This is a genomic window from Escherichia sp. MOD1-EC7003, assembly GCF_002965065.1.
In the GTDB taxonomy this organism is placed as follows: domain Bacteria; phylum Pseudomonadota; class Gammaproteobacteria; order Enterobacterales; family Enterobacteriaceae; genus Escherichia.
On the sequence record NZ_PTRE01000079.1, the window covers coordinates 32,772 to 53,554 of the forward strand.

Here is a 20,783-nt window from a genome sequence, read left to right on the forward strand (position 1 = left end):
ATAAAGTTATCTTATCGTTTGATTTACATCAAATTACCTTTAGCTACAAACAATAAGGTGGCAGACATCGAAACGAGTATCAGAGGTGTCTATGAGTCACTCATCAGCCCCCGAAAGGGCTACCGGAGCCGTCATTACAGATTGGCGACCGGAAGATCCTGCGTTCTGGCAACAACGCGGTCAGCGTATTGCCAGCCGCAACCTGTGGATTTCCGTTCCCTGTCTGCTGTTGGCGTTTTGCGTATGGATGTTGTTCAGCGCTGTCGCGGTGAACTTACCGAAAGTCGGTTTTAATTTTACGACAGATCAGCTATTTATGTTGACTGCGCTGCCTTCGGTTTCTGGCGCATTGTTACGTGTTCCATACTCCTTTATGGTTCCTGTCTTCGGTGGTCGTCGCTGGACGGCATTCAGCACCGGTATTCTGATTATTCCTTGCGTCTGGCTGGGTTTTGCCGTGCAGGATACCTCCACGCCTTATAGCGTCTTCATCATCATCTCTCTGCTGTGCGGCTTTGCTGGCGCGAACTTCGCATCCAGTATGGCAAACATCAGCTTCTTCTTTCCGAAACAGAAGCAGGGGGGCGCGCTGGGCCTGAATGGTGGGCTGGGTAACATGGGCGTCAGCGTCATGCAGCTGGTTGCTCCGCTGGTGGTATCACTGTCGATTTTCGCAGTATTTGGTAGCCAGGGCGTCAAACAGCCTGATGGGACTGAGCTGTATCTGGCAAATGCGTCCTGGGTATGGGTGCCGTTTCTTGCCATCTTCACCATTGCGGCGTGGTTTGGCATGAACGACCTTGCTACCTCAAAAGCCTCCATCAAGGAGCAGTTGCCGGTACTTAAACGGGGTCATCTGTGGATTATGAGTCTGCTGTATCTGGCAACTTTCGGCTCCTTCATTGGCTTCTCTGCGGGCTTCGCGATGCTCTCAAAAACGCAGTTCCCGGATGTCCAAATTCTGCAATACGCTTTCTTCGGGCCGTTTATTGGTGCGCTGGCGCGTTCTGCAGGTGGTGCATTATCTGACCGTCTGGGCGGTACCCGTGTCACGCTGGTGAACTTTATCCTGATGGCGATTTTCAGCGGCCTGCTGCTCCTGACCTTACCGACTGACGGGCAGGGCGGAAGCTTCATGGCATTCTTCGCAGTCTTCCTGGCCCTGTTCCTGACCGCGGGACTGGGTAGTGGTTCCACTTTCCAGATGATTTCCGTGATCTTCCGTAAACTGACGATGGATCGCGTGAAAGCAGAAGGCGGCTCTGACGAACGAGCTATGCGTGAAGCGGCAACCGACACTGCGGCAGCACTGGGCTTCATCTCCGCGATTGGCGCGATTGGTGGCTTTTTTATTCCGAAAGCGTTCGGTAGCTCGCTGGCATTAACGGGGTCGCCAGTTGGTGCAATGAAAGTATTTTTGATTTTCTATATCGCCTGCGTGGTGATTACCTGGGCGGTATACGGTCGGCATTCTAAAAAATAAAGCGTAATATTTGATTATCCTTTGCGCGGCATGATGTCGCGCTTTTTTTATTTGCCATTTAGTTACAACATACTCTAAATCTGATGATTATTTCTTTAACATCACTTAAACATTATTAATGTGTCATCCATGAGAGATACTCCTTAATACCCACCTGTCTAAAAATCCGAAGTGTTTACATGTGCTCATGTATAAAATCTATTGCTTTACAGTTGGTTAGATAAATATCATTGATCACCCTAAAGGGGTATCTTAGGAATTTGCTTTATTTTTCATCCCTGTCACTCTTGATCATTATCAATTTCCACGCTGTTTCAGAGCGTTACCTTGCCCTTAAACATTAGCAATGTCGATTTATCAGAGGGCCGACAGGCTCCCACAGGAGAAAACCGATGAGTAAATTCCTGGACCGGTTTCGCTACTTCAAACAGAAGGGTGAAACCTTTGCCGATGGGCATGGCCAGCTTCTCAATACCAACCGTGACTGGGAGGATGGATATCGCCAGCGTTGGCAGCATGACAAAATCGTCCGCTCTACCCACGGGGTAAACTGCACCGGCTCCTGCAGCTGGAAAATCTACGTCAAAAACGGTCTGGTGACCTGGGAAACTCAGCAGACTGACTATCCGCGTACTCGTCCGGACCTGCCAAACCATGAACCTCGCGGCTGCCCGCGTGGTGCCAGCTACTCCTGGTATCTTTACAGCGCCAACCGCCTGAAATACCCAATGATGCGTAAACGCCTGATGAAAATGTGGCGTGAAGCGAAGACGCAGCATAGCGATCCAGTTGAGGCATGGGCTTCTATCATTGAAGACGCCGATAAAGCGAAAAGCTTTAAGCAGGCGCGTGGACGTGGTGGTTTTGTTCGTTCTTCCTGGCAGGAAGTGAACGAACTGATCGCCGCATCTAACGTTTACACCATCAAAAACTACGGCCCGGACCGTGTCGCTGGCTTCTCGCCGATTCCGGCAATGTCGATGGTTTCTTACGCATCGGGAGCGCGCTATCTCTCGCTGATTGGCGGTACTTGCTTAAGCTTCTACGACTGGTACTGTGATCTGCCTCCGGCGTCTCCGCAAACCTGGGGCGAGCAAACTGACGTACCGGAATCCGCTGACTGGTACAACTCCAGCTACATCATCGCCTGGGGGTCAAACGTGCCGCAGACGCGTACCCCGGATGCTCACTTCTTTACTGAAGTGCGTTACAAAGGCACTAAAACTGTTGCTGTCACGCCGGACTACGCTGAAATCGCCAAACTGTGCGATCTGTGGCTGGCACCGAAACAGGGCACCGATGCGGCAATGGCGCTGGCAATGGGTCACGTGATGCTGCGTGAATTCCATCTCGACAACCCAAGCCAGTATTTCACCGACTATGTGCGTCGCTACACCGACATGCCGATGCTGGTGATGCTGGAAGCGCGCGACGGTTACTACGCCGCGGGGCGTATGCTGCGCGCTGCCGATCTGGTTGATGCGCTGGGCCAGGAAAACAATCCGGAATGGAAAACAGTCGCCTTTAATACCAACGGCGAAATGATTGCACCGAACGGCTCTATTGGCTTTCGTTGGGGCGAGAAGGGCAAATGGAATCTTGAACAGCGCGACGGCAAAACTGGCGAAGAAACCGAGCTACAACTGAGCCTGCTGGGTAGCCAGGATGAGATCGCTGAAGTGGGCTTCCCGTACTTTGGTGGCGACGGAACTGAACACTTCAACAAAGTGGAGCTGGAAAACGTTCTGCTGCACAAACTACCGGTAAAACGCCTGCAACTGGCTGATGGCAGTACCGCCCTGGTGACCACCGTTTATGATTTGACGCTGGCAAACTACGGTCTGGAACGTGGCCTGAACGACGTTAACTGCGCGACCAGCTATGACGACGTGAAAGCCTACACCCCGGCCTGGGCCGAGCAGATTACTGGCGTTTCTCGCAGTCAGATTATTCGCATCGCCCGTGAATTTGCCGATAACGCTGATAAAACGCACGGTCGTTCGATGATTATCGTTGGTGCGGGGCTGAACCACTGGTATCACCTCGATATGAACTATCGTGGTCTGATCAACATGCTGATTTTCTGCGGCTGTGTCGGTCAGAGCGGTGGCGGCTGGGCACACTATGTAGGTCAGGAAAAACTGCGTCCGCAAACCGGCTGGCAGCCGCTGGCGTTTGCTCTTGACTGGCAGCGTCCGGCGCGTCACATGAACAGCACCTCTTATTTCTATAACCACTCCAGCCAGTGGCGTTATGAAACCGTGACTGCGGAAGAGCTGCTGTCGCCGATGGCAGATAAATCCCGCTATACCGGACATCTTATCGACTTTAACGTTCGTGCAGAACGCATGGGCTGGCTGCCGTCTGCGCCACAGTTAGGCACTAACCCGCTGACTATCGCTCGCGAAGCAGAAAAAGCGGGGATGAATCCGGTGGATTACACGGTGAAATCCCTGAAAGAGGGGTCCATCCGTTTTGCGGCTGAACAACCAGAAAACGGTAAAAACCACCCACGTAACCTGTTCATCTGGCGTTCTAACCTGCTCGGTTCTTCCGGTAAAGGTCATGAGTTTATGCTCAAGTACCTGCTGGGGACAGAGCACGGCATCCAGGGTAAAGATCTGGGGCAGCAGGGCGGCGTGAAGCCGGAAGACGTGGAGTGGCAGGACAACGGTCTGGAAGGCAAGCTGGATTTGGTGGTGACTCTGGACTTCCGTCTGTCGAGCACTTGTCTCTACTCAGACATCATTTTGCCGACGGCGACCTGGTACGAAAAAGACGACATGAATACTTCGGATATGCATCCGTTTATTCACCCACTGTCTGCGGCGGTTGATCCGGCCTGGGAAGCGAAAAGCGATTGGGAAATCTACAAAGCCATCGCCAGGAAATTCTCCGAAGTGTGCGTCGGTCATCTGGGTAAAGAAACCGACATCGTTACGCTGCCGATCCAGCACGACTCTGCCGCTGAACTGGCGCAGCCGCTGGAGGTGAAAGACTGGAAAAAAGGCGAATGCGACCTGATCCCTGGTAAAACCGCACCGCACATTCTGGCCGTAGAGCGCGATTACCCGGCAACTTACGAACGCTTTACCTCTATCGGCCCGCTGATGGAGAAAATCGGTAACGGCGGTAAAGGGATTGCCTGGAACACCCAGAGCGAAATGGATCTGCTGCGTAAGCTCAACTACACCAAGGCTGAAGGTCCGGCGAAAGGCCAACCGATGCTCAACACCGCAATTGATGCGGCAGAGATGATCCTGACGCTGGCACCAGAAACCAACGGTCAGGTAGCCGTGAAAGCCTGGGCTGCCCTGAGCGAGTTTACTGGTCGTGACCATACGCATCTGGCGCTGAATAAAGAAGACGAGAAGATCCGCTTCCGCGATATTCAGGCACAGCCGCGCAAAATCATTTCCAGCCCGACCTGGTCTGGCCTTGAAGATGAACACGTTTCTTACAACGCCGGCTACACCAACGTTCACGAGCTGATCCCATGGCGCACGCTCTCTGGTCGTCAGCAGCTGTATCAGGATCATCAGTGGATGCGTGATTTCGGTGAAAGCCTGCTGGTTTATCGTCCACCGATCGACACCCGTTCGGTGAAAGAAGTGATGGGGCAGAAATCTAACGGTAATCCGGAAAAAGCCCTCAACTTCCTGACGCCGCACCAGAAGTGGGGGATCCACTCCACTTACAGCGATAACCTGCTGATGTTGACTTTGGGGCGCGGTGGTCCGGTGGTCTGGCTGAGCGAAGCCGATGCCAAAGAGCTGGGTATTGCCGACAACGACTGGATTGAAGTTTTCAACAGCAACGGTGCGCTGACTGCCCGTGCGGTTGTCAGCCAACGTGTTCCGGCAGGAATGACCATGATGTACCACGCTCAGGAACGTATCATTAACCTGCCTGGTTCAGAAATCACCAGCCAGCGCGGCGGTATTCATAACTCGGTCACTCGTATCACGCCGAAACCGACGCATATGATCGGCGGCTATGCTCATCTGGCATACGGCTTTAACTACTACGGCACCGTAGGTTCTAACCGCGATGAGTTTGTTGTAGTGCGTAAGATGAAGAACATTGACTGGTTAGATGGCGAAGGCAATGACCAGGTACAGGAGAGCGTAAAATGAAAATTCGTTCACAAGTCGGCATGGTGCTGAATCTCGATAAATGCATCGGCTGCCACACCTGTTCAGTTACCTGTAAAAACGTCTGGACCAGCCGCGAAGGCGTGGAATACGCGTGGTTCAACAACGTGGAAACCAAACCAGGCCAGGGCTTCCCGACTGACTGGGAAAACCAGGAAAAATACAAAGGCGGCTGGATCCGTAAAATCAATGGCAAACTGCAACCGCGCATGGGTAACCGTGCCATGCTGCTGGGTAAAATTTTCGCTAACCCGCATCTGCCGGGGATCGACGATTATTACGAGCCGTTCGATTTTGACTACCAGAGCCTGCATACCGCGCCGGAAGGCAGCAAATCGCAGCCGATTGCCCGTCCGCGTTCGCTGATTACTGGCGAACGGATGGCGAAAATCGAAAAAGGGCCGAACTGGGAAGATGACCTGGGCGGTGAGTTTGACAAACTGGCGAAAGACAAGAACTTCGACAACATCCAGAAGGCGATGTATAGCCAGTTTGAAAACACCTTCATGATGTATTTGCCGCGCCTGTGCGAACACTGCCTGAATCCGGCATGTGTGGCGACCTGCCCGAGCGGTGCGATTTACAAGCGTGAAGAAGATGGCATCGTATTGATCGACCAGGATAAATGCCGTGGCTGGCGTATGTGCATCACCGGATGCCCATACAAAAAAATCTACTTCAACTGGAAGAGCGGTAAGTCTGAGAAATGCATCTTCTGCTATCCGCGTATTGAAGCCGGTCAGCCGACGGTGTGTTCAGAAACCTGTGTCGGTCGTATCCGTTATCTTGGCGTGCTGCTGTACGATGCCGACGCTATTGAACGTGCAGCCAGCACCGAGAACGAGAAAGATCTCTATCAGCGTCAGCTGGAAGTGTTCCTCGATCCGAGCGATCCGACGGTTATCGAGCAGGCGATTACAGACGGTATTCCGCTGAGCGTTATTGAAGCCGCACAGCAGTCGCCGGTTTATAAAATGGCGATGGAATGGAAACTGGCGCTGCCGCTGCATCCGGAATATCGCACTCTGCCGATGGTCTGGTACGTGCCGCCTCTGTCTCCGATTCAGTCTGCGGCAGACGCAGGGGAGTTGGGCAGCAACGGCATTCTGCCAGACGTCGAAAGCCTGCGTATTCCGGTACAGTATCTGGCGAATCTGCTGACCGCCGGTGATACCAGACCGGTACTGCGCGCGCTGAAACGTATGCTGGCGATGCGTCATTACAAACGCGCTGAAACCGTTGACGGTAAAGTCGATACCCGTGCACTGGAAGAGGTCGGCCTGACCGAAGCCCAGGCACAGGAGATGTACCGTTATCTGGCGATTGCTAACTACGAAGATCGCTTTGTGGTGCCGGGCAGTCATCGTGAACTGGCACGGGAAGCCTTCCCGGAGAAAAATGGCTGCGGCTTTACCTTTGGTGATGGCTGCCACGGTTCAGATACCAAATTCAATCTGTTCAACAGCCGCCGTATTGATGCCATCGATGTAACCAGTAAAACGGAGCCGCACCCATGATTGAACTCGTCATTGTATCGCGTCTCCTTGAATATCCGGATGCTGCCTTATGGCAGCATCAACAAGAGATGTTTGAGGCTATTGCCGCGTCGAAAAATCTGTCGAAAGAAGATGCCCATGTGCTGGGCATTTTCCTGCGCGATTTAACGGCGATGGATCCGCTGGATGCCCAGGCGCAGTACAGCGAACTGTTTGACCGTGGTCGCGCCACGTCACTGTTGCTATTCGAACATGTTCACGGTGAATCCCGCGACCGCGGTCAGGCGATGGTGGACCTGCTGGCGCAGTATGAGCAGCATGGTTTGCAGTTAAACAGCCGTGAATTGCCGGACCATCTGCCGCTGTATCTGGAGTATCTGGCACAGCTGCCGCAAAGCGAAGCCGTGGAGGGGTTGAAAGATATCGCGCCGATTCTGGCATTGCTGAACGCGCGTTTGCAACAGCGTGCAAGCCGTTATGCCGTGCTGTTTGATCTGCTGCTGAAACTGGCGAATACCGCTATCGACAGCGACAAAGTGGTGGAAAAAATTGCCGACGAAGCGCGCGACGATACGCCGCAAGCGCTGGATGCCGTCTGGGAAGAAGTGCAGGTTAAATTCTTTGCTGACAAAGGCTGCGGTGATTCGGCAATCACTGCTCATCAGCGGCGTTTTGCCGGTACTGTCGCGCCGCAATATCTGAATATTACCACTGGAGGACAGTACTAATGCAATTCCTGAATATGTTCTTCTTTGATATCTACCCGTACATAGCCGGGGCGGTCTTCCTGATTGGTAGCTGGCTTCGTTATGACTATGGGCAGTACACCTGGCGCGCGGCGTCCAGTCAGATGCTGGATCGTAAAGGGATGAACCTGGCGTCGAATCTGTTCCATATCGGTATTCTGGGGATTTTTGTCGGTCACTTCTTCGGTATGCTGACGCCGCACTGGATGTATGAAGCCTGGCTGCCGATTGACGTGAAACAGAAAATGGCGATGATTGCTGGTGGTGCCAGCGGCGTGCTGTGTCTGATTGGCGGTGTGCTGTTGCTGAAACGCCGCCTGTTCAGCCCACGCGTGCGTGCAACGACTACCGGAGCGGATATTTTGATCTTGTCGCTGCTCGTTATTCAGTGTGCGCTGGGCCTGCTGACCATTCCGTTCTCTGCTCAGCATATGGACGGTAGTGAGATGATGAAACTGGTTGGCTGGGCGCAGTCGGTGGTGACCTTCCAGGGGGGGGCTTCTCAATATCTCGAGGGTGTTGCGTTTATCTTTCGTCTACACCTGGTGCTGGGGATGACGTTATTCCTGCTGTTTCCGTTCTCGCGTCTGGTGCACATCTGGAGCGTACCGGTGGAATATCTGACACGTAAGTATCAGTTGGTGCGCGCTCGTCACTAAGCGCAATAAAGTGCCTGATGCGCTGCGCTTATCAGGCCTACAGAGTCATACAATTTATTGATATTACGTGATATGTAGGCCGGATAAGGCGTTCACGCCGCATCCGGCATAACGCAAAGCACGTTGTCAGTCTTCTGAAATCACCAGTTACACAGTGCCGATTTTTCGGATTGTAGGGAAACGTACTTCATCTATATGATTGGTCCACCTATGGAGCAGTGAAGGAGCACTGACCGTGGCTCGACCGAATCAACCGACGATCTCCGCGGCGTTAAAAATAATCGCCACGGGGATCGCTTTACCCCCTGATAAAATCACTTCTCAACAACTGGATGTTCAGTTAAATAAGCCAGTTGGCTACGTGGAGCGACGTTCCGGTATTTGCTGGCGTTATTTCGCCCGTAACGATGCCAGCCAGGCCGAACTGGCGGCAAAGGCTTTGCATAATGCGCTATCGGCTGCTTCGTTAAAACCGTGTGATATTGACCTGCTAATTTGTGCCTCGGCTATTGCCGTACAGGCATTACCCTGTAGCGCAATTCATATTCTTAAAGCCGCAGCCATGCCCGTAGGCGTTGCCGGGTTTGATATCAACAGTAGCTGTGTGAGCTTTATTTCTGCTCTGGAAGTTGCTGCTGGATTATTAAACTGTGGAGCATACCAGCGAATTGCCATCGTCTCGGCAGATATTGCTTCACGCGGTATCGACTGGGATCATGAAGAGTCTTCATTAATTTTTGGTGATGGTGCGGCGTGTGCGATTGTCGAGCGGGGCGATGGGCACAGCGGGATTATCGCCAGCCTGATCGAAATGTATCCCGAAGGCAGCGAACTGTGTGAAATACGCGCCGGCGGTACGCGGCGTAATCCTCGTTCTGGTGTGAGTGACAGCGACTTTCTTTTTCATATGCAGGGGAAACCGCTGTTTCGTTTTGCTTCTTCGCTTATTGAAGATTATTTTTCTCGGTTGCTGCAAAAAAGCAGCCTGCAACTGGATGATATCGGCACGGTCGTTCCACATCAGGCCAGTCATCTTTCCCTTGAGCATATGCGTAAACGGCTGCGAGTGCCGGAATCTGCGCTCATCGATGTGTATCGTTTTTACGGCAATCAGGTCGCGGCCTCTATCCCCACGGCGCTGCATGAAGCAGTGATTAGCGGTCGTTTCACAGCGGATAAACCTGTAATGTTGATTGGCACGGCAGCGGGACTAACGCTGGCTGGCATGGTGCTTTTACCGTGAAGATCCTCGTAACAGGGGCGACCAGCGGCCTTGGGCGAAATGCCGTGCAATATTTGTTGCAATCGGGTGAGTCGGTTGTGGCAACAGGGCGAAATTGTGAGGTTGGCAGAAGCCTGACAAACGCAGGCGCACAGTTTGTGGCTCTCGATTTAACCGAGGCAACCGAGGATGACTGCGCCCGCCTGATGGACGGCTGCGATGCCGTCTGGCACTGTGCGGCAAAGTCCTCGCCCTGGGGCGACAAAACGGTGTTCTGGCTTGCCAATGTCAAAGTGACCCACACTCTGGCACAGGCGGCAGGCAGGCTGAATATTCCCCAGTTTATCCATATCTCCACGCCTGCGGTTTACTTTGATTTTCAACATCACTATGACCTGCCAGAAACTTATCTTGCGCGAGCATTCTCCAGCCATTATGCCAGCAGTAAATATGCCGCTGAGCAGGTTATTGCTGGCGCTGTTTCTCGATATTCTGCCACGAGATTTATTCTTTTGCGTCCCCGTGGTTTGTTTGGCCCCCATGACCAGGTAATTGTTCCTCGTCTGATGCAGCAATTGCAACAGGGTGGCGGTTGCTTACGTTTGCCGCGCGGGGGCGACGCGTTATTGGATCTCACGTTCGTGCAAAACGTGGTGTATGCCATGCGGCTGGCAACGAACGTTGAAGGTTTACGCTCGGGCAGTATTTACAACATCAGCAATCACCAGCCGCAGCAGCTATCGGTGATGCTTGACGCCTTGCTGCACCAGCAACTGGGCTTGAGTTACCGCATTGCTGCTGTTCCCTGGTCGCTGCTTTCTCTGGTCGCGCGTGGCCTGGAACTGTACGGGAAGTGCGTTAATCAGGAACCTGTTATCACACGATACAGCGCCGGAACACTCTGTTTCGATATGACGCTGAGTGCGCAAAAGGCCATTACAGAGCTGGGATATCGCCCGCGCTTTTCGATGGAACAAGGTATTGCAATCACGGGACAATGGCTGAGGGAACATGGCAAAAATAACCGCATTTGAAACGGGCTGGTGTACCCATATTAGCTGTATTGCGCTGAAAGGGGCAGGGCTGAAAGTGTGCAAATTCCCCTCCCGTGCCTGGCTGCTGGAGGTGGGCGACAAACGGTGGCTGTGGGACACAGGCTATTCATCGTGGTTCGAACACTACACGCAATCTGGTGTGTTTCGTCTTTATCGCCAGGTCACGCCGGTTTATTTCGATCCGCAACAGGCGCTGGTGCGGCAACTTTCTGCCACCGGCCTCGCAGCGAAAGATGTTGATGCGATTATTCTGTCGCATTTTCACGCTGATCATATTGCTGGTTTGCGTGATTTCCCTGATGTTTCCTGCATCTGTTCTGGTGAAGGCTGGCGGCAAGTAAGAACTCTGCGTGGTGTCACTGCGCTGCGCCAGGCCTTTGTGCCAGGGCTAATCCCGGAGAATTTTGACTCCTCACTGCGCTTTATTGAAAGTTTCGCATCGGTGAATTTGCCCGCGCAACTGGCACCGTTTGAGTGCGGCTATTTGCTGCCAGAAAGCAATGGCGAAATTATTCTCGTGCCGCTTCCCGGACATGCTGCCGGACATATTGGCGCGTTTGTGTTAACCGACAACGGCTGGACTTTACTGGCTGGCGATGCGGCATGGGCGCCAGCTAACTACCGGGATCTGCGAGGGCCTTCACCACTGGCGCATCTGGTTATGTCCGACAGCCACGCCTACTACCACACGCTTGGGCAACTCCATCAGCTTTGGCAAAACGGTGTAGTGGAGATTCGTTTGTGCCATGAGGGGGATTTATGATCCCGTTGATGTTGATCTGGCGCTACTTTCGTACCCGCAAGCTGCATTTCACCGATCGCGAGGCACTGGAAAACTGGCAGGCAAAAAGGCTGCATCAGTTCCGGCAAAATGTCTTATCTCATAGCACGTGGTTTCAGCGTTATCTGACGTTGCCCTTTAATCAGTGGCCAATGATGGATAAGGCGTTAATGATGACGCACTTCGATGAGATGAATACCGCAGGTTTAAAGCGCGACGAACTTCTCGATTGTGCAATGCGCAGTGAGCAGAGTCGTGATTTCAAACCCTGCGTTGGTAAGTTCAGCGTTGGGCTTTCATCAGGTACATCCGGGCGTCGTGGACTTTTTGTTGTTAGCCCGCACGAGCAACAGATGTGGGCCGCCGGTGTGCTGGCAAAAGTGTTGCCCGACGGTTTATTTGCCAAAGAGCGGGTGGCGCTGTTTCTGCGCGCGGACAATAACCTGTATCAAAGCGTGAATAATCGCTGGTTAAGTCTCGATTTTTACGATCTGCTAGCGTCATTTCAGGCGCAACTCAAACTTCTCCAACAGCGAGCGCCCACGATTATTGTCGCGCCAGCTCAGGTATTACGCGCACTGGCGCTGGAGGTAATGGCCGGCGAATTGACGCTAAAGGTCAAAAAAGTGATTTCGGTGGCGGAAGTTCTGGAGCCGCAGGATCGGGAATTACTGCGCAACGTGTTCCACAATGTGGGGGAAATTTATCAGGCGACAGAAGGCTTTCTCGCTTCCACCTGCCGGTGTGGAACGTTACATCTCAACGAAGAGTTTGTTCACATTGAACCGCAATGGCTGGATGAGCACCGTTTCGTGCCGATCGTCACAGACTTTACCCGCACCACACAGCCGATAGTGCGTTATCGACTGGATGATGTGCTGGTGGCAAGCGAACAACCATGCCCCTGTGGCAGTGCAACAATGGCGATTGCGCGTATCGAAGGGCGGCAGGATGACCAACTGCAACTACCAACAAGATCCGGCGATATTCAGACCGTTTTTGCCGATGCCTGTAGTCGTGTGCTGGCAATGGTACTGCCGCTAACAGTCGATTATCGCCTGCTACAAACCGGGTCAGCACAATTGACGTTAATCGCCGATTGCGAGCTGTGGATGCTGGAGCATTGCCGGGAGGCTTTGAATGCCTTGTTTATACGCCAGGATATCGCTGTCGGGCAATTAATTTGGTCGCTGGAACCGCAAACTGTGCCAGTCTCTTTTACAGCCAAGCGGCGGCGCATTGTGCGTCAGTGGGGGCGGGAATGAGCAATTCACTGCTACGCCTGAAACAGATGCTGCTGGGCTGGGGAACCGTTGGGGTTATCTACAACTTTAGCGACTACCTGCAAGGTGAGGGATATCAATTAACACCGTCAATAATTGATAATTTGATTGCGTTTTCCCCCTCCGCTGTGTGGCTGTATCTCTCGTTTTTTTTCATTGTGCCGTTAGGTTATTTATCCACGCCACTTTGCCACCTGCGCTGGCTGGCCCGTTCAATGCAAATTTCCGCACTGGTGGCAGGCGTATTTTATCTTCTCTGGCCCACAACCATGCATTATCCCTCGTTTGATCAGATGGGGATATCCGCGGGCGCACTCAACAGGCTGATCGCCATTGACTCAAGCCAGAACTGTTTTCCCTCCTTACACGCCGCGCTAACGCTGTTGGCGGTATGGGCGATTGCCAAAAAGGGGAACCGTTGGCTGACGCTAATGAGCGTGGTCTGGGCGATAGCAATCGCCTTTTCGATTCTGCAATTACGCAGACATTTATTTATCGATTTAGTAGGCGGCGCGTTGCTGGCGTCGATTTGCGGTTGGATATGCGCAACATGCGAGAAAAGGAAGACACAATATGAGTGATTTATTATTCCCCATCATATCGATGGTGCTGTTGGTGTTAGCCGAAGCAGGCGTGTTGCAATTCACCGGGCGGCAAAAAGTGGACTGGCTGGACGTTATTTTTAATATCAACTCCGGTCATATGATGCTGTGGTTATTTCGCTGCCTGGAAGTGCTCTGCTATGGCCTGGTGGTCAATCACTTCAGCCTTGGACTGTTTGATAATGCGCCGGTGATCCTGCTGTGGTTGTTTACTATCCTGGCATGGGATTTCGGCTTTTACTGGCTGCATCGCTGGCATCACGAAATGCGCCCGCTGTGGGCGGTACATGTGGTGCATCATCAGGGGGAACACTACAACCTGTCATTAGGCGTGCGGAACTCGTGGTACTCCTCGTTAACCTCAATCCCGTTTTTTATGCTGCTGGCGATGCTTGGTGTGCCGTTGCAGATCTTTTTGGCGGTTTCTATTATTCACTATAGTTGGCAATTTTTTAACCATAACGCACTAACGCCGAAACTGGGCTGGCTGGAAAAAGTGCTGATCACGCCTTCGCATCATCGCGTCCATCATCTGAATCAAAAGCAATATGCCGATACCAATTACGGTGGCACCTTTTTGTTGTGGGATAAACTTTTCGGTTCGTATAGTGCCGGGCCGGAATACGACGTAGGCTACGGCGTAAAAAATAGTCGCTTGTCCTGTAACCCGATGCGCGAGAGTAATCTGCCGTTTTTACGCTTGATGGGCTTTCGCTCATTTGGCAAAGCGATTGAAGGTCGCTACCAGAGTTCTCCATGGGCGGTAGGGGCAGGGGTGATCCTGCTGTTTATGCTGGTGCTTGGCTACATTCAACAATATGGCTATGGCATTGAGTTTATTACCAGCGAGCAAGCCGTATTATTTGTTCTGCTGGCGGCAGGCTCCGTTGCGCTGGGGGGCATGAGCGACGGGCAGCATTGGGGTATGATTTTGTGGTGCTCTGTGACGTTGTCACTGCTCTATTTTATTGTCTATATGTGTTCATGGAGTACTCTGCTCTGGAAGGGATTAGTGGGTATTCTGCTGGCCCATTGCCTGTTATTTGTAATCGGCGTAGGACGTAAATCGCTAAGGAAACAGTATGAACCTGTTTAATCCCGACAGGTTAATCACTTTTCCTGCCGATGATCCACAACTGGTGAAACAACTGCAAAGCGGTACGAAAGTTTATCTGGCGAAATCAGGCGATCACCGGTATGCCGACGGATGGGCATTCGTCAAAATGGCGGTGTTGATTATTGCTTGTTTCTCCTGTTACTTACTGGCGTTGTTTCAACGTCAATGGGGACTGTATCTGTTGTGGTATCTCGCGATGATGTTTTGCGCCATGTTGTTAGCGGTCAATGTGGTGCATGACGCTTCGCATGATGCGTTTTTGCGTGGTAAAAAGACCAATGCCCGGCTTAACCGGTGGGTTGCTTTTCCTATGGGGCTAGATCCGGACTGCTGGCGAGTGCGCCACGTTCGCTTTCATCACGGTTTTACCAATATTGAATTTTACGATCCAGACACAGCAGAAAATGGCATTCTTCGCCAGACGCCGTGGCAACGGTGGCGACCTTTTATGCGCCAGCAACATCGCTATTGGCCACTGGTCGCCGCGCTCACCTTTCCCTGGTATATCTGGGTAGTGGACTGGCTCGATCGCGCAGGGTTTACGCCGGTCACGCGACATCTGGCCCTGCGAGGCTTTGCTGGCTGGGGATATTTCTTAGCCGGGAAACTGGCGCATTGTGCGCTGTGTCTGATACTTCCCTGGCTTTTGTCTGATTTTAGTTTTATGACCATCCTGCTGACTTATCTGCTCAGCCAGCTGCTGGCGTCATTGATTTTTGTGACGTTGATTATTGGAACGCACTGGGCGAAGGGATATACGCAGTTACCACCAGAAGAGGGCAAAATGCCCGTGGGCAGACTGGCGCATACCTTTGCTACCACCTTTGACTGGACGCCGCAACCTGCATGGCTTGGCTACTGGCTGGGCGGGATTAATCTGCACCTTACCCATCATCTGTTTCCTCACTGGCATCATCGCCATTATCCGGCGCTAAGCCGCATTATTGCACAAATTGCCAGCCAGCAAGGTCTGGATTATCAGTTGTTGACGTTAGCGGATTTGTTGAGGCTACAGCAGCAGTTTTTACGGCGAATGGGGGAGAAGGTGAAGGCTTGATAATGGAATCAAGTGATGGTGGTGGGGGAAGGATTCGAACCTTCGAAGTCGATGACGGCAGATTTACAGTCTGCTCCCTTTGGCCGCTCGGGAACCCCACCAGGGGTAATTCATATTGTAGGTAATGCTTAAGATGGTGGTGGGGGAAGGATTCGAACCTTCGAAGTCGATGACGGCAGATTTACAGTCTGCTCCCTTTGGCCACTCGGGAACCCCACCACGGGGTAATGCTTTTTACTGGCCTGCTCCCTCACTGGGAAGCGGGACGCATCATATCAAATGATGCGCCGCTGTAAAGGGTTACGTTCAGAAAAATGAACTGGTTGCGTAATTTTCATCCGTAACGGATTAAAGCTAACCAGTTATTTTGCGGGCGATTAAAGAATAATCGTCCGGTTACCGTAAACAAATACACGCTGCGCCAGTACTTTGTAGAGCGCGCGGCTTAATACGTTCTTCTCGACGTCACGACCTGCGCGCATCATATCTTCAGCGGTGTAGGTATGATCGACATGAATAACATCCTGCATAATGATGGGACCTTCATCCAGATTATCATTCACATAGTGAGCAGTTGCGCCAATAATCTTCACGCCACGCTCATAGGCCTGGTGATACGGACGTGCACCGATAAACGCTGGCAGGAATGAATGGTGAATATTGATAATTTTATTCGGGAAGCGCGCCACGAACTCCGGCGTCAATACCCGCATATACTTCGCCAGCACCACATAGTCAGGCTGATAAGCATCAATGGCATCAGCCATCTTTTGATCGTGCTCATTACGGCTTAACCCTTCATGACTTACCAGCTCAAATGGAATATCAAAACGCTCGACCAGGGAACGTAAAGTCTCGTGGTTACCAATAACCGCCGCGATTTCGACATCCAGGCCACCATAGTTGGCCTTCATCAGCAGATCGCCAAGGCAATGCGCTTCTTTAGTCACCAGAATCACTATCCGGCGACGACCGGCGGGATTCAGCTCACGCACGGAGCCTTCTGGCAATGCGCTATCGAGATCTGCCAGTAGGGTGGAATCATTAAAAATGCCTTCCAGTTCCGTGCGCATAAAAAAGCGCCCGGTACGGTGATCAACAAATTCATTGTTCTGCACGATATTTAACTCGTGCTTGTAGCAAATATTGGTAATACGCGCGATCAGACCTTTTTGGTCCGGACAAATAGTACGCAGAACTTTACGTTGGAGTGAATGCATTGCTGGAAAAACCTTGTTGAGAGTGTTTGCTAAACCGTACCGTCAACCATTATTGGCCGCAGCACTTTTTAAATTTTTTACCTGAACCACAAGGGCAGGGATCGTTGCGGCCAAACTGCGGACGTGTACCGTCAATATAGTACCATTGACCGTTTTCTTTCAAAAATCGCGAACGTTCAATTATTGCACCTGTTTTACTACCTTCGGTAAATCGAGCAACAAAACTGACAAATCCGATATTGTCGCCGTCCTGCCAGCAGTGTTCAAATACCGTCAATCCCAACCATTCAGTATGCGCAAATCCGGCAATTAATTCGGCACGTAACGCCGCCGCACCACAAGATGGATGCCCGGTGTTTATTAAATAATCTGCGTCTTGCATCACAAAAGCGCAGTAACGCGAACGCATGAGATGTTCTGGATCAGGTGCAACCTTTTCACCAGACACATAAGGGTGGCAACATAGGCTATACTCGACAGCACTACCACAGGGACAAAGCTGAGACACAAATAATCTCCCTGGAAACAATAACGGCGTATTAACCGCCTGAGTAGCACTATGTTAACCGAGCAGTAGCGATGTGGCTACGATTGCATTCCAGGGGAATCTTGCGGGAATAATGAGAAAGATAAAAATAGGGCTGGCGCTGGGATCTGGCGCGGCGAGAGGTTGGTCGCATATTGGTGTGATTAATGCGCTAAAAAAAGTGGGTATTGAAATTGATATCGTTGCAGGATGTTCAATTGGTTCACTGGTGGGCGCTGCCTATGCATGCGATCGATTATCCGCGCGGGAAGATTGGGTGACCTCTTTCAGTTATTGGGACGTTTTACGCCTGATGGATCTCTCCTGGCAGCGTGGTGGATTACTGCGCGGCGAGCGTGTCTTCAATCAATATCGCGAAATAATGCCGGAAACAGAGATCGAAAATTGTTCCCGTCGCTTCGCGGCTGTTGCCACCAATTTAAGTACAGGGCGCGAATTATGGTTTACTGAAGGCGATCTCCATCTTGCTATTCGCGCATCATGCAGTATTCCAGGACTAATGGCTCCCGTTGCGCATAACGGCTACTGGCTGGTGGATGGCGCAGTCGTTAACCCAATTCCGATTTCCCTCACGCGTGCATTGGGGGCTGATATTGTGATAGCGGTCGACCTGCAGCACGATGCTCATTTGATGCAACAAGATCTGCTCTCCTTTAATGTCAGTGAAGAAAATAGCGAGCATGACGATCCTCTGCCGTGGCATGCGCGTCTGAAAGAAAGGTTAGGTAGCATAACGACACGTCGGGCGGTGACAGCGCCAACGGCAACAGAGATTATGACCACTTCTATCCAGGTGCTGGAGAACCGCCTTAAAAGGAACCGAATGGCAGGGGATCCACCCGATATTCTGATTCAACCTGTCTGCCCGCAAATATCCACGCTGGATTTTCATCGCGCCCACGCCGCCATTGTGGCCGGGCAGCTGGCGGTGGAAAAGAAAATGGACGAGCTTTTGCCGTTGGTACGCACCAACATTTGACCAGAATTTTTATCTACACTTAAGTTAATTCTGACAGGCGCGGGGGGCAATAGCATGCCACTATTGAGTAAAGTCAGTCAGGGGAGAGAACATGACGCAGCCATTGGTCGGAAAACAGATTCTCATTGTTGAAGATGAGCCGGTATTTCGCTCGCTTCTGGATTCATGGTTTTCCTCATTGGGAGCAACAACGGTACTGGCGGCTGATGGGGTGGATGCTCTTGAGTTGCTGGGAGGTTTCACTCCAGACCTGATGATATGTGATATCGCGATGCCACGAATGAACGGGCTTAAACTGCTGGAACATATACGTAACAAAGGAGACCAGACTCCAGTTCTGGTGATATCTGCCACTGAAAATATGGCCGATATTGCCAAAGCGTTACGTCTGGGCGTTGAAGATGTTCTGCTGAAACCGGTTAAAGATCTGAATCGCTTGCGCGAGATGGTTTTTGCCTGCCTCTATCCCAGCATGTTTAATTCCCGCGTTGAGGAAGAGGAAAGGCTTTTCCGCGACTGGGATGCAATGGTTGATAACCCTGCCGCAGCGGCGAAATTATTACAGGAATTACAACCGCCGGTTCAGCAGGTGATTTCCCATTGCCGGGTTAATTATCGCCAATTGGTTGCCGCGGACAAACCCGGCCTGGTGCTTGATATTGCCGCACTTTCGGAAAACGATCTGGCATTTTATTGCCTTGATGTCACCCGAGCTGGACATAATGGTGTACTTGCTGCCTTGTTATTACGCGCATTGTTTAACGGATTATTACAGGAACAGCTTGCACACCAAAATCAACGCTTGCCAGAGTTGGGTGCTTTATTGAAGCAGGTAAACCATTTACTCCGTCAGGCCAATCTACCGGGGCAGTTTCCGCTATTAGTTGGCTATTATCATCGCGAACTGAAAAATCTCATTCTGGTTTCTGCGGGTCTGAATGCGACGTTAAATACCGGCGAACACCAGGTGCAAATCAGTAATGGTGTTCCGTTAGGCACTTTAGGTAACACTTATTTGAATCAATTGAGCCAGCGATGCGATGCCTGGCAATGCCAAGTTTGGGGAACAGGTGGTCGGTTGCGCTTGATGTTGTCTGCAGAATGAGCAAACGATAACGCGGGCTAAAATTGCATTACCTGCTAATGTCGGCTGGTGGTACTATCGTCGCCATTCGTATAAGTAATTGTCTTAATTATGCTAACGCGCCTCCTTTTCAGAACTTAGCCCCTCCAGGGTGCTGATATACTGGGATGCGATACAGAAATATGAACACGTTCAAAACACGAACAGTCCAGGAGAATTTAAATGGCTGCCATTAATACGAAAGTCAAAAAAGCCGTTATCCCTGTTGCGGGATTAGGAACCAGGATGTTGCCGGCAACGAAAGCCATCCCGAAAGAGATGCTGCCACTTGTCGATAAGCCATTAATTCAATACGTCGTGAATGAATGTATTGCAGCAGGCATTACTGAAATTGTGCTGGTTACTCACTCATCTAAAAACTCTATTGAAAACCACTTTGATACCAGTTTTGAACTGGAAGCAATGCTGGAAAAACGTGTAAAACGTCAACTGCTTGATGAAGTGCAGTCTATTTGCCCACCGCACGTGACTATTATGCAAGTTCGTCAGGGCTTGGCGAAAGGCCTGGGACACGCGGTATTGTGTGCTCACCCGGTAGTGGGTGATGAACCTGTGGCGGTTATTTTGCCTGACGTTATTCTGGATGAATATGAATCCGATCTGTCACAGGATAACCTGGCAGAGATGATCCACCGCTTTGATGAAACTGGTCATAGCCAGATTATGGTTGAACCGGTTGCTGATGTGACCGCATATGGCGTTGTGGATTGCAAAGGCGTTGAATTAGCGCCGGGTGAAAGCGTACCGATGGTCGGCGTGGTAGAAAAACCGAAAGCGGATGTTGCGCCGTCTAATCTCGCTATTGTGGGGCGTTACGTACTTAGTGCGGATATTTGGCCGTTGCTGGCGAAAACCCCTCCGGGAGCTGGTGATGAAATTCAGCTCACCGATGCAATTGATATGCTGATCGAAAAAGAAACGGTTGAAGCCTATCATATGAAAGGGAAAAGCCATGACTGCGGTAATAAATTAGGTTACATGCAGGCCTTCGTTGAATACGGTATTCGTCATAACACCCTTGGTACGGAATTTAAAGCCTGGCTTGAAGAAGAGATGGGCATTAAGAAGTAACACCATACAGGTGTTCCACGAAACGGCGTTGAGTAATCGACGCCGTTTTTTTATCTTATTCTTATTAAATTGTCTTAAATCGGACAATAAAAAATCCCGCCGATGGCGCTGAGGAATCCCCAGTAATGGGCGGGTAAAAAAAGACAGGCATAGAGTTTTGTGATCTA

General features: G+C 51.4%; 17 protein-coding genes and 2 tRNA genes. 15 read left to right on the forward strand and 4 right to left on the reverse strand.

The window, feature by feature from the left end:
- Positions 1-91: 91 nt before the first annotated feature.
- From narK to A7090_RS14935, 12 genes are all read left to right on the forward strand, one after another.
- On the forward strand, positions 92-1,483 hold the full coding sequence (gene narK / locus A7090_RS14880; protein ID WP_105274604.1) for a nitrate transporter NarK: 1,392 nt from the start codon (positions 92-94) through the stop codon (positions 1,481-1,483).
- A gap of 392 nt (positions 1,484-1,875) precedes the next feature.
- Complete coding sequence (locus A7090_RS14885) at positions 1,876-5,619, forward strand: nitrate reductase subunit alpha (RefSeq protein WP_105274605.1); 3,744 nt, start codon at positions 1,876-1,878, stop codon at positions 5,617-5,619.
- Positions 5,616-7,154 (forward strand): nitrate reductase subunit beta, encoded by a 1,539-nt coding sequence (narH, locus tag A7090_RS14890; RefSeq protein ID WP_105274606.1) that lies wholly within the window; start codon positions 5,616-5,618, stop codon positions 7,152-7,154. The genes A7090_RS14885 and narH overlap by 4 nt, the downstream gene beginning before the upstream one ends.
- Positions 7,151-7,861: a nitrate reductase molybdenum cofactor assembly chaperone gene (narJ, locus tag A7090_RS14895; protein WP_105274607.1), complete on the forward strand. Its 711-nt coding sequence runs from the start codon at positions 7,151-7,153 to the stop codon at positions 7,859-7,861. The genes narH and narJ overlap by 4 nt, the downstream gene beginning before the upstream one ends.
- Positions 7,861-8,538, forward strand: a complete 678-nt coding sequence (gene narI / locus A7090_RS14900) for a respiratory nitrate reductase subunit gamma (RefSeq protein WP_105274608.1) — start codon at positions 7,861-7,863, stop codon at positions 8,536-8,538. Before narJ ends, narI begins: the two co-directional genes overlap by 1 nt.
- Positions 8,539-8,773: 235 nt before the next feature.
- Positions 8,774-9,781: a 3-oxoacyl-[acyl-carrier-protein] synthase III C-terminal domain-containing protein gene (locus A7090_RS14905; protein WP_105274609.1), complete on the forward strand. Its 1,008-nt coding sequence runs from the start codon at positions 8,774-8,776 to the stop codon at positions 9,779-9,781.
- Positions 9,778-10,794 carry an NAD-dependent epimerase/dehydratase family protein gene (locus A7090_RS14910; RefSeq protein ID WP_105274610.1) on the forward strand — a complete coding sequence of 339 codons (1,017 nt, stop codon included), beginning with the start codon at positions 9,778-9,780 and terminating at the stop codon, positions 10,792-10,794. The genes A7090_RS14905 and A7090_RS14910 overlap by 4 nt, the downstream gene beginning before the upstream one ends.
- Positions 10,772-11,578, forward strand: coding sequence for an MBL fold metallo-hydrolase (locus A7090_RS14915; RefSeq protein ID WP_105274611.1), 807 nt, complete (start codon positions 10,772-10,774; stop codon positions 11,576-11,578). Before A7090_RS14910 ends, A7090_RS14915 begins: the two co-directional genes overlap by 23 nt.
- Positions 11,575-12,861, forward strand: coding sequence for a F390 synthetase-related protein (locus A7090_RS14920; RefSeq protein ID WP_105274612.1), 1,287 nt, complete (start codon positions 11,575-11,577; stop codon positions 12,859-12,861). The genes A7090_RS14915 and A7090_RS14920 overlap by 4 nt, the downstream gene beginning before the upstream one ends.
- The gene (locus tag A7090_RS14925; protein WP_001296008.1) at positions 12,858-13,460 is read left to right on the forward strand and encodes a phosphatase PAP2 family protein; all 603 of its coding nucleotides are present in this window, start codon (positions 12,858-12,860) and stop codon (positions 13,458-13,460) included. Before A7090_RS14920 ends, A7090_RS14925 begins: the two co-directional genes overlap by 4 nt.
- Complete coding sequence (locus A7090_RS14930; protein ID WP_097764408.1) at positions 13,453-14,577, forward strand: sterol desaturase family protein; 1,125 nt, start codon at positions 13,453-13,455, stop codon at positions 14,575-14,577. Before A7090_RS14925 ends, A7090_RS14930 begins: the two co-directional genes overlap by 8 nt.
- Positions 14,564-15,655: a fatty acid desaturase family protein gene (locus A7090_RS14935; RefSeq protein ID WP_105274613.1), complete on the forward strand. Its 1,092-nt coding sequence runs from the start codon at positions 14,564-14,566 to the stop codon at positions 15,653-15,655. Before A7090_RS14930 ends, A7090_RS14935 begins: the two co-directional genes overlap by 14 nt.
- A 16-nt stretch (positions 15,656-15,671) precedes the next feature.
- On the opposite strand, the gene A7090_RS14940 is transcribed toward A7090_RS14935, so the two are convergent.
- From A7090_RS14940 to A7090_RS14955, 4 genes are all read right to left on the reverse strand, one after another.
- Positions 15,672-15,756, reverse strand: a tRNA-Tyr gene (locus A7090_RS14940).
- Between the two features lie 33 nt (positions 15,757-15,789).
- A tRNA-Tyr gene (locus A7090_RS14945) sits at positions 15,790-15,874 on the reverse strand.
- 158 nt (positions 15,875-16,032) lie between these two features.
- Positions 16,033-16,875 carry a formyltetrahydrofolate deformylase gene (purU, locus tag A7090_RS14950; RefSeq protein WP_105274614.1) on the reverse strand — a complete coding sequence of 281 codons (843 nt, stop codon included), beginning with the start codon at positions 16,873-16,875 and terminating at the stop codon, positions 16,033-16,035.
- A gap of 49 nt (positions 16,876-16,924) precedes the next feature.
- Positions 16,925-17,383, reverse strand: coding sequence for a YchJ family protein (locus A7090_RS14955; RefSeq protein ID WP_105274615.1), 459 nt, complete (start codon positions 17,381-17,383; stop codon positions 16,925-16,927).
- 112 nt (positions 17,384-17,495) lie between these two features.
- On the opposite strand from A7090_RS14955, the gene rssA reads away from it, so the two are divergent.
- The 3 genes from rssA (at position 17,496) to galU (ending at position 20,616) form a co-directional block, all read left to right on the forward strand.
- Complete coding sequence (gene rssA, locus A7090_RS14960) at positions 17,496-18,401, forward strand: patatin-like phospholipase RssA (RefSeq protein ID WP_105274616.1); 906 nt, start codon at positions 17,496-17,498, stop codon at positions 18,399-18,401.
- 91 nt (positions 18,402-18,492) lie between these two features.
- A complete protein-coding gene (gene rssB, locus A7090_RS14965; protein WP_105274617.1) occupies positions 18,493-19,506 on the forward strand; it encodes a two-component system response regulator RssB in 1,014 nt (337 codons plus the stop codon).
- 201 nt (positions 19,507-19,707) lie between these two features.
- The gene (galU, locus tag A7090_RS14970) at positions 19,708-20,616 is read left to right on the forward strand and encodes a UTP--glucose-1-phosphate uridylyltransferase GalU (RefSeq protein WP_088551630.1); all 909 of its coding nucleotides are present in this window, start codon (positions 19,708-19,710) and stop codon (positions 20,614-20,616) included.
- Positions 20,617-20,783: the final 167 nt, after the last annotated feature.

Coding starts and splice junctions, on each gene's coding strand:
- A7090_RS14885 (WP_105274605.1), top strand. CDS start 1,876: ATGAGTAAATTCCTGGACCGGTTTCGCTACTTCAAACAGAAGGGTGAA.
- rssA (WP_105274616.1), top strand. CDS start 17,496: ATGAGAAAGATAAAAATAGGGCTGGCGCTGGGATCTGGCGCGGCGAGA.
- A7090_RS14930 (WP_097764408.1), top strand. CDS start 13,453: ATGAGTGATTTATTATTCCCCATCATATCGATGGTGCTGTTGGTGTTA.
- purU (WP_105274614.1), bottom strand. CDS start 16,875: ATGCATTCACTCCAACGTAAAGTTCTGCGTACTATTTGTCCGGACCAA.
- A7090_RS14920 (WP_105274612.1), top strand. CDS start 11,575: ATGATCCCGTTGATGTTGATCTGGCGCTACTTTCGTACCCGCAAGCTG.
- A7090_RS14935 (WP_105274613.1), top strand. CDS start 14,564: ATGAACCTGTTTAATCCCGACAGGTTAATCACTTTTCCTGCCGATGAT.
- narH (WP_105274606.1), top strand. CDS start 5,616: ATGAAAATTCGTTCACAAGTCGGCATGGTGCTGAATCTCGATAAATGC.
- A7090_RS14925 (WP_001296008.1), top strand. CDS start 12,858: ATGAGCAATTCACTGCTACGCCTGAAACAGATGCTGCTGGGCTGGGGA.
- rssB (WP_105274617.1), top strand. CDS start 18,493: ATGACGCAGCCATTGGTCGGAAAACAGATTCTCATTGTTGAAGATGAG.
- narJ (WP_105274607.1), top strand. CDS start 7,151: ATGATTGAACTCGTCATTGTATCGCGTCTCCTTGAATATCCGGATGCT.
- A7090_RS14915 (WP_105274611.1), top strand. CDS start 10,772: ATGGCAAAAATAACCGCATTTGAAACGGGCTGGTGTACCCATATTAGC.
- narK (WP_105274604.1), top strand. CDS start 92: ATGAGTCACTCATCAGCCCCCGAAAGGGCTACCGGAGCCGTCATTACA.
- galU (WP_088551630.1), top strand. CDS start 19,708: ATGGCTGCCATTAATACGAAAGTCAAAAAAGCCGTTATCCCTGTTGCG.
- narI (WP_105274608.1), top strand. CDS start 7,861: ATGCAATTCCTGAATATGTTCTTCTTTGATATCTACCCGTACATAGCC.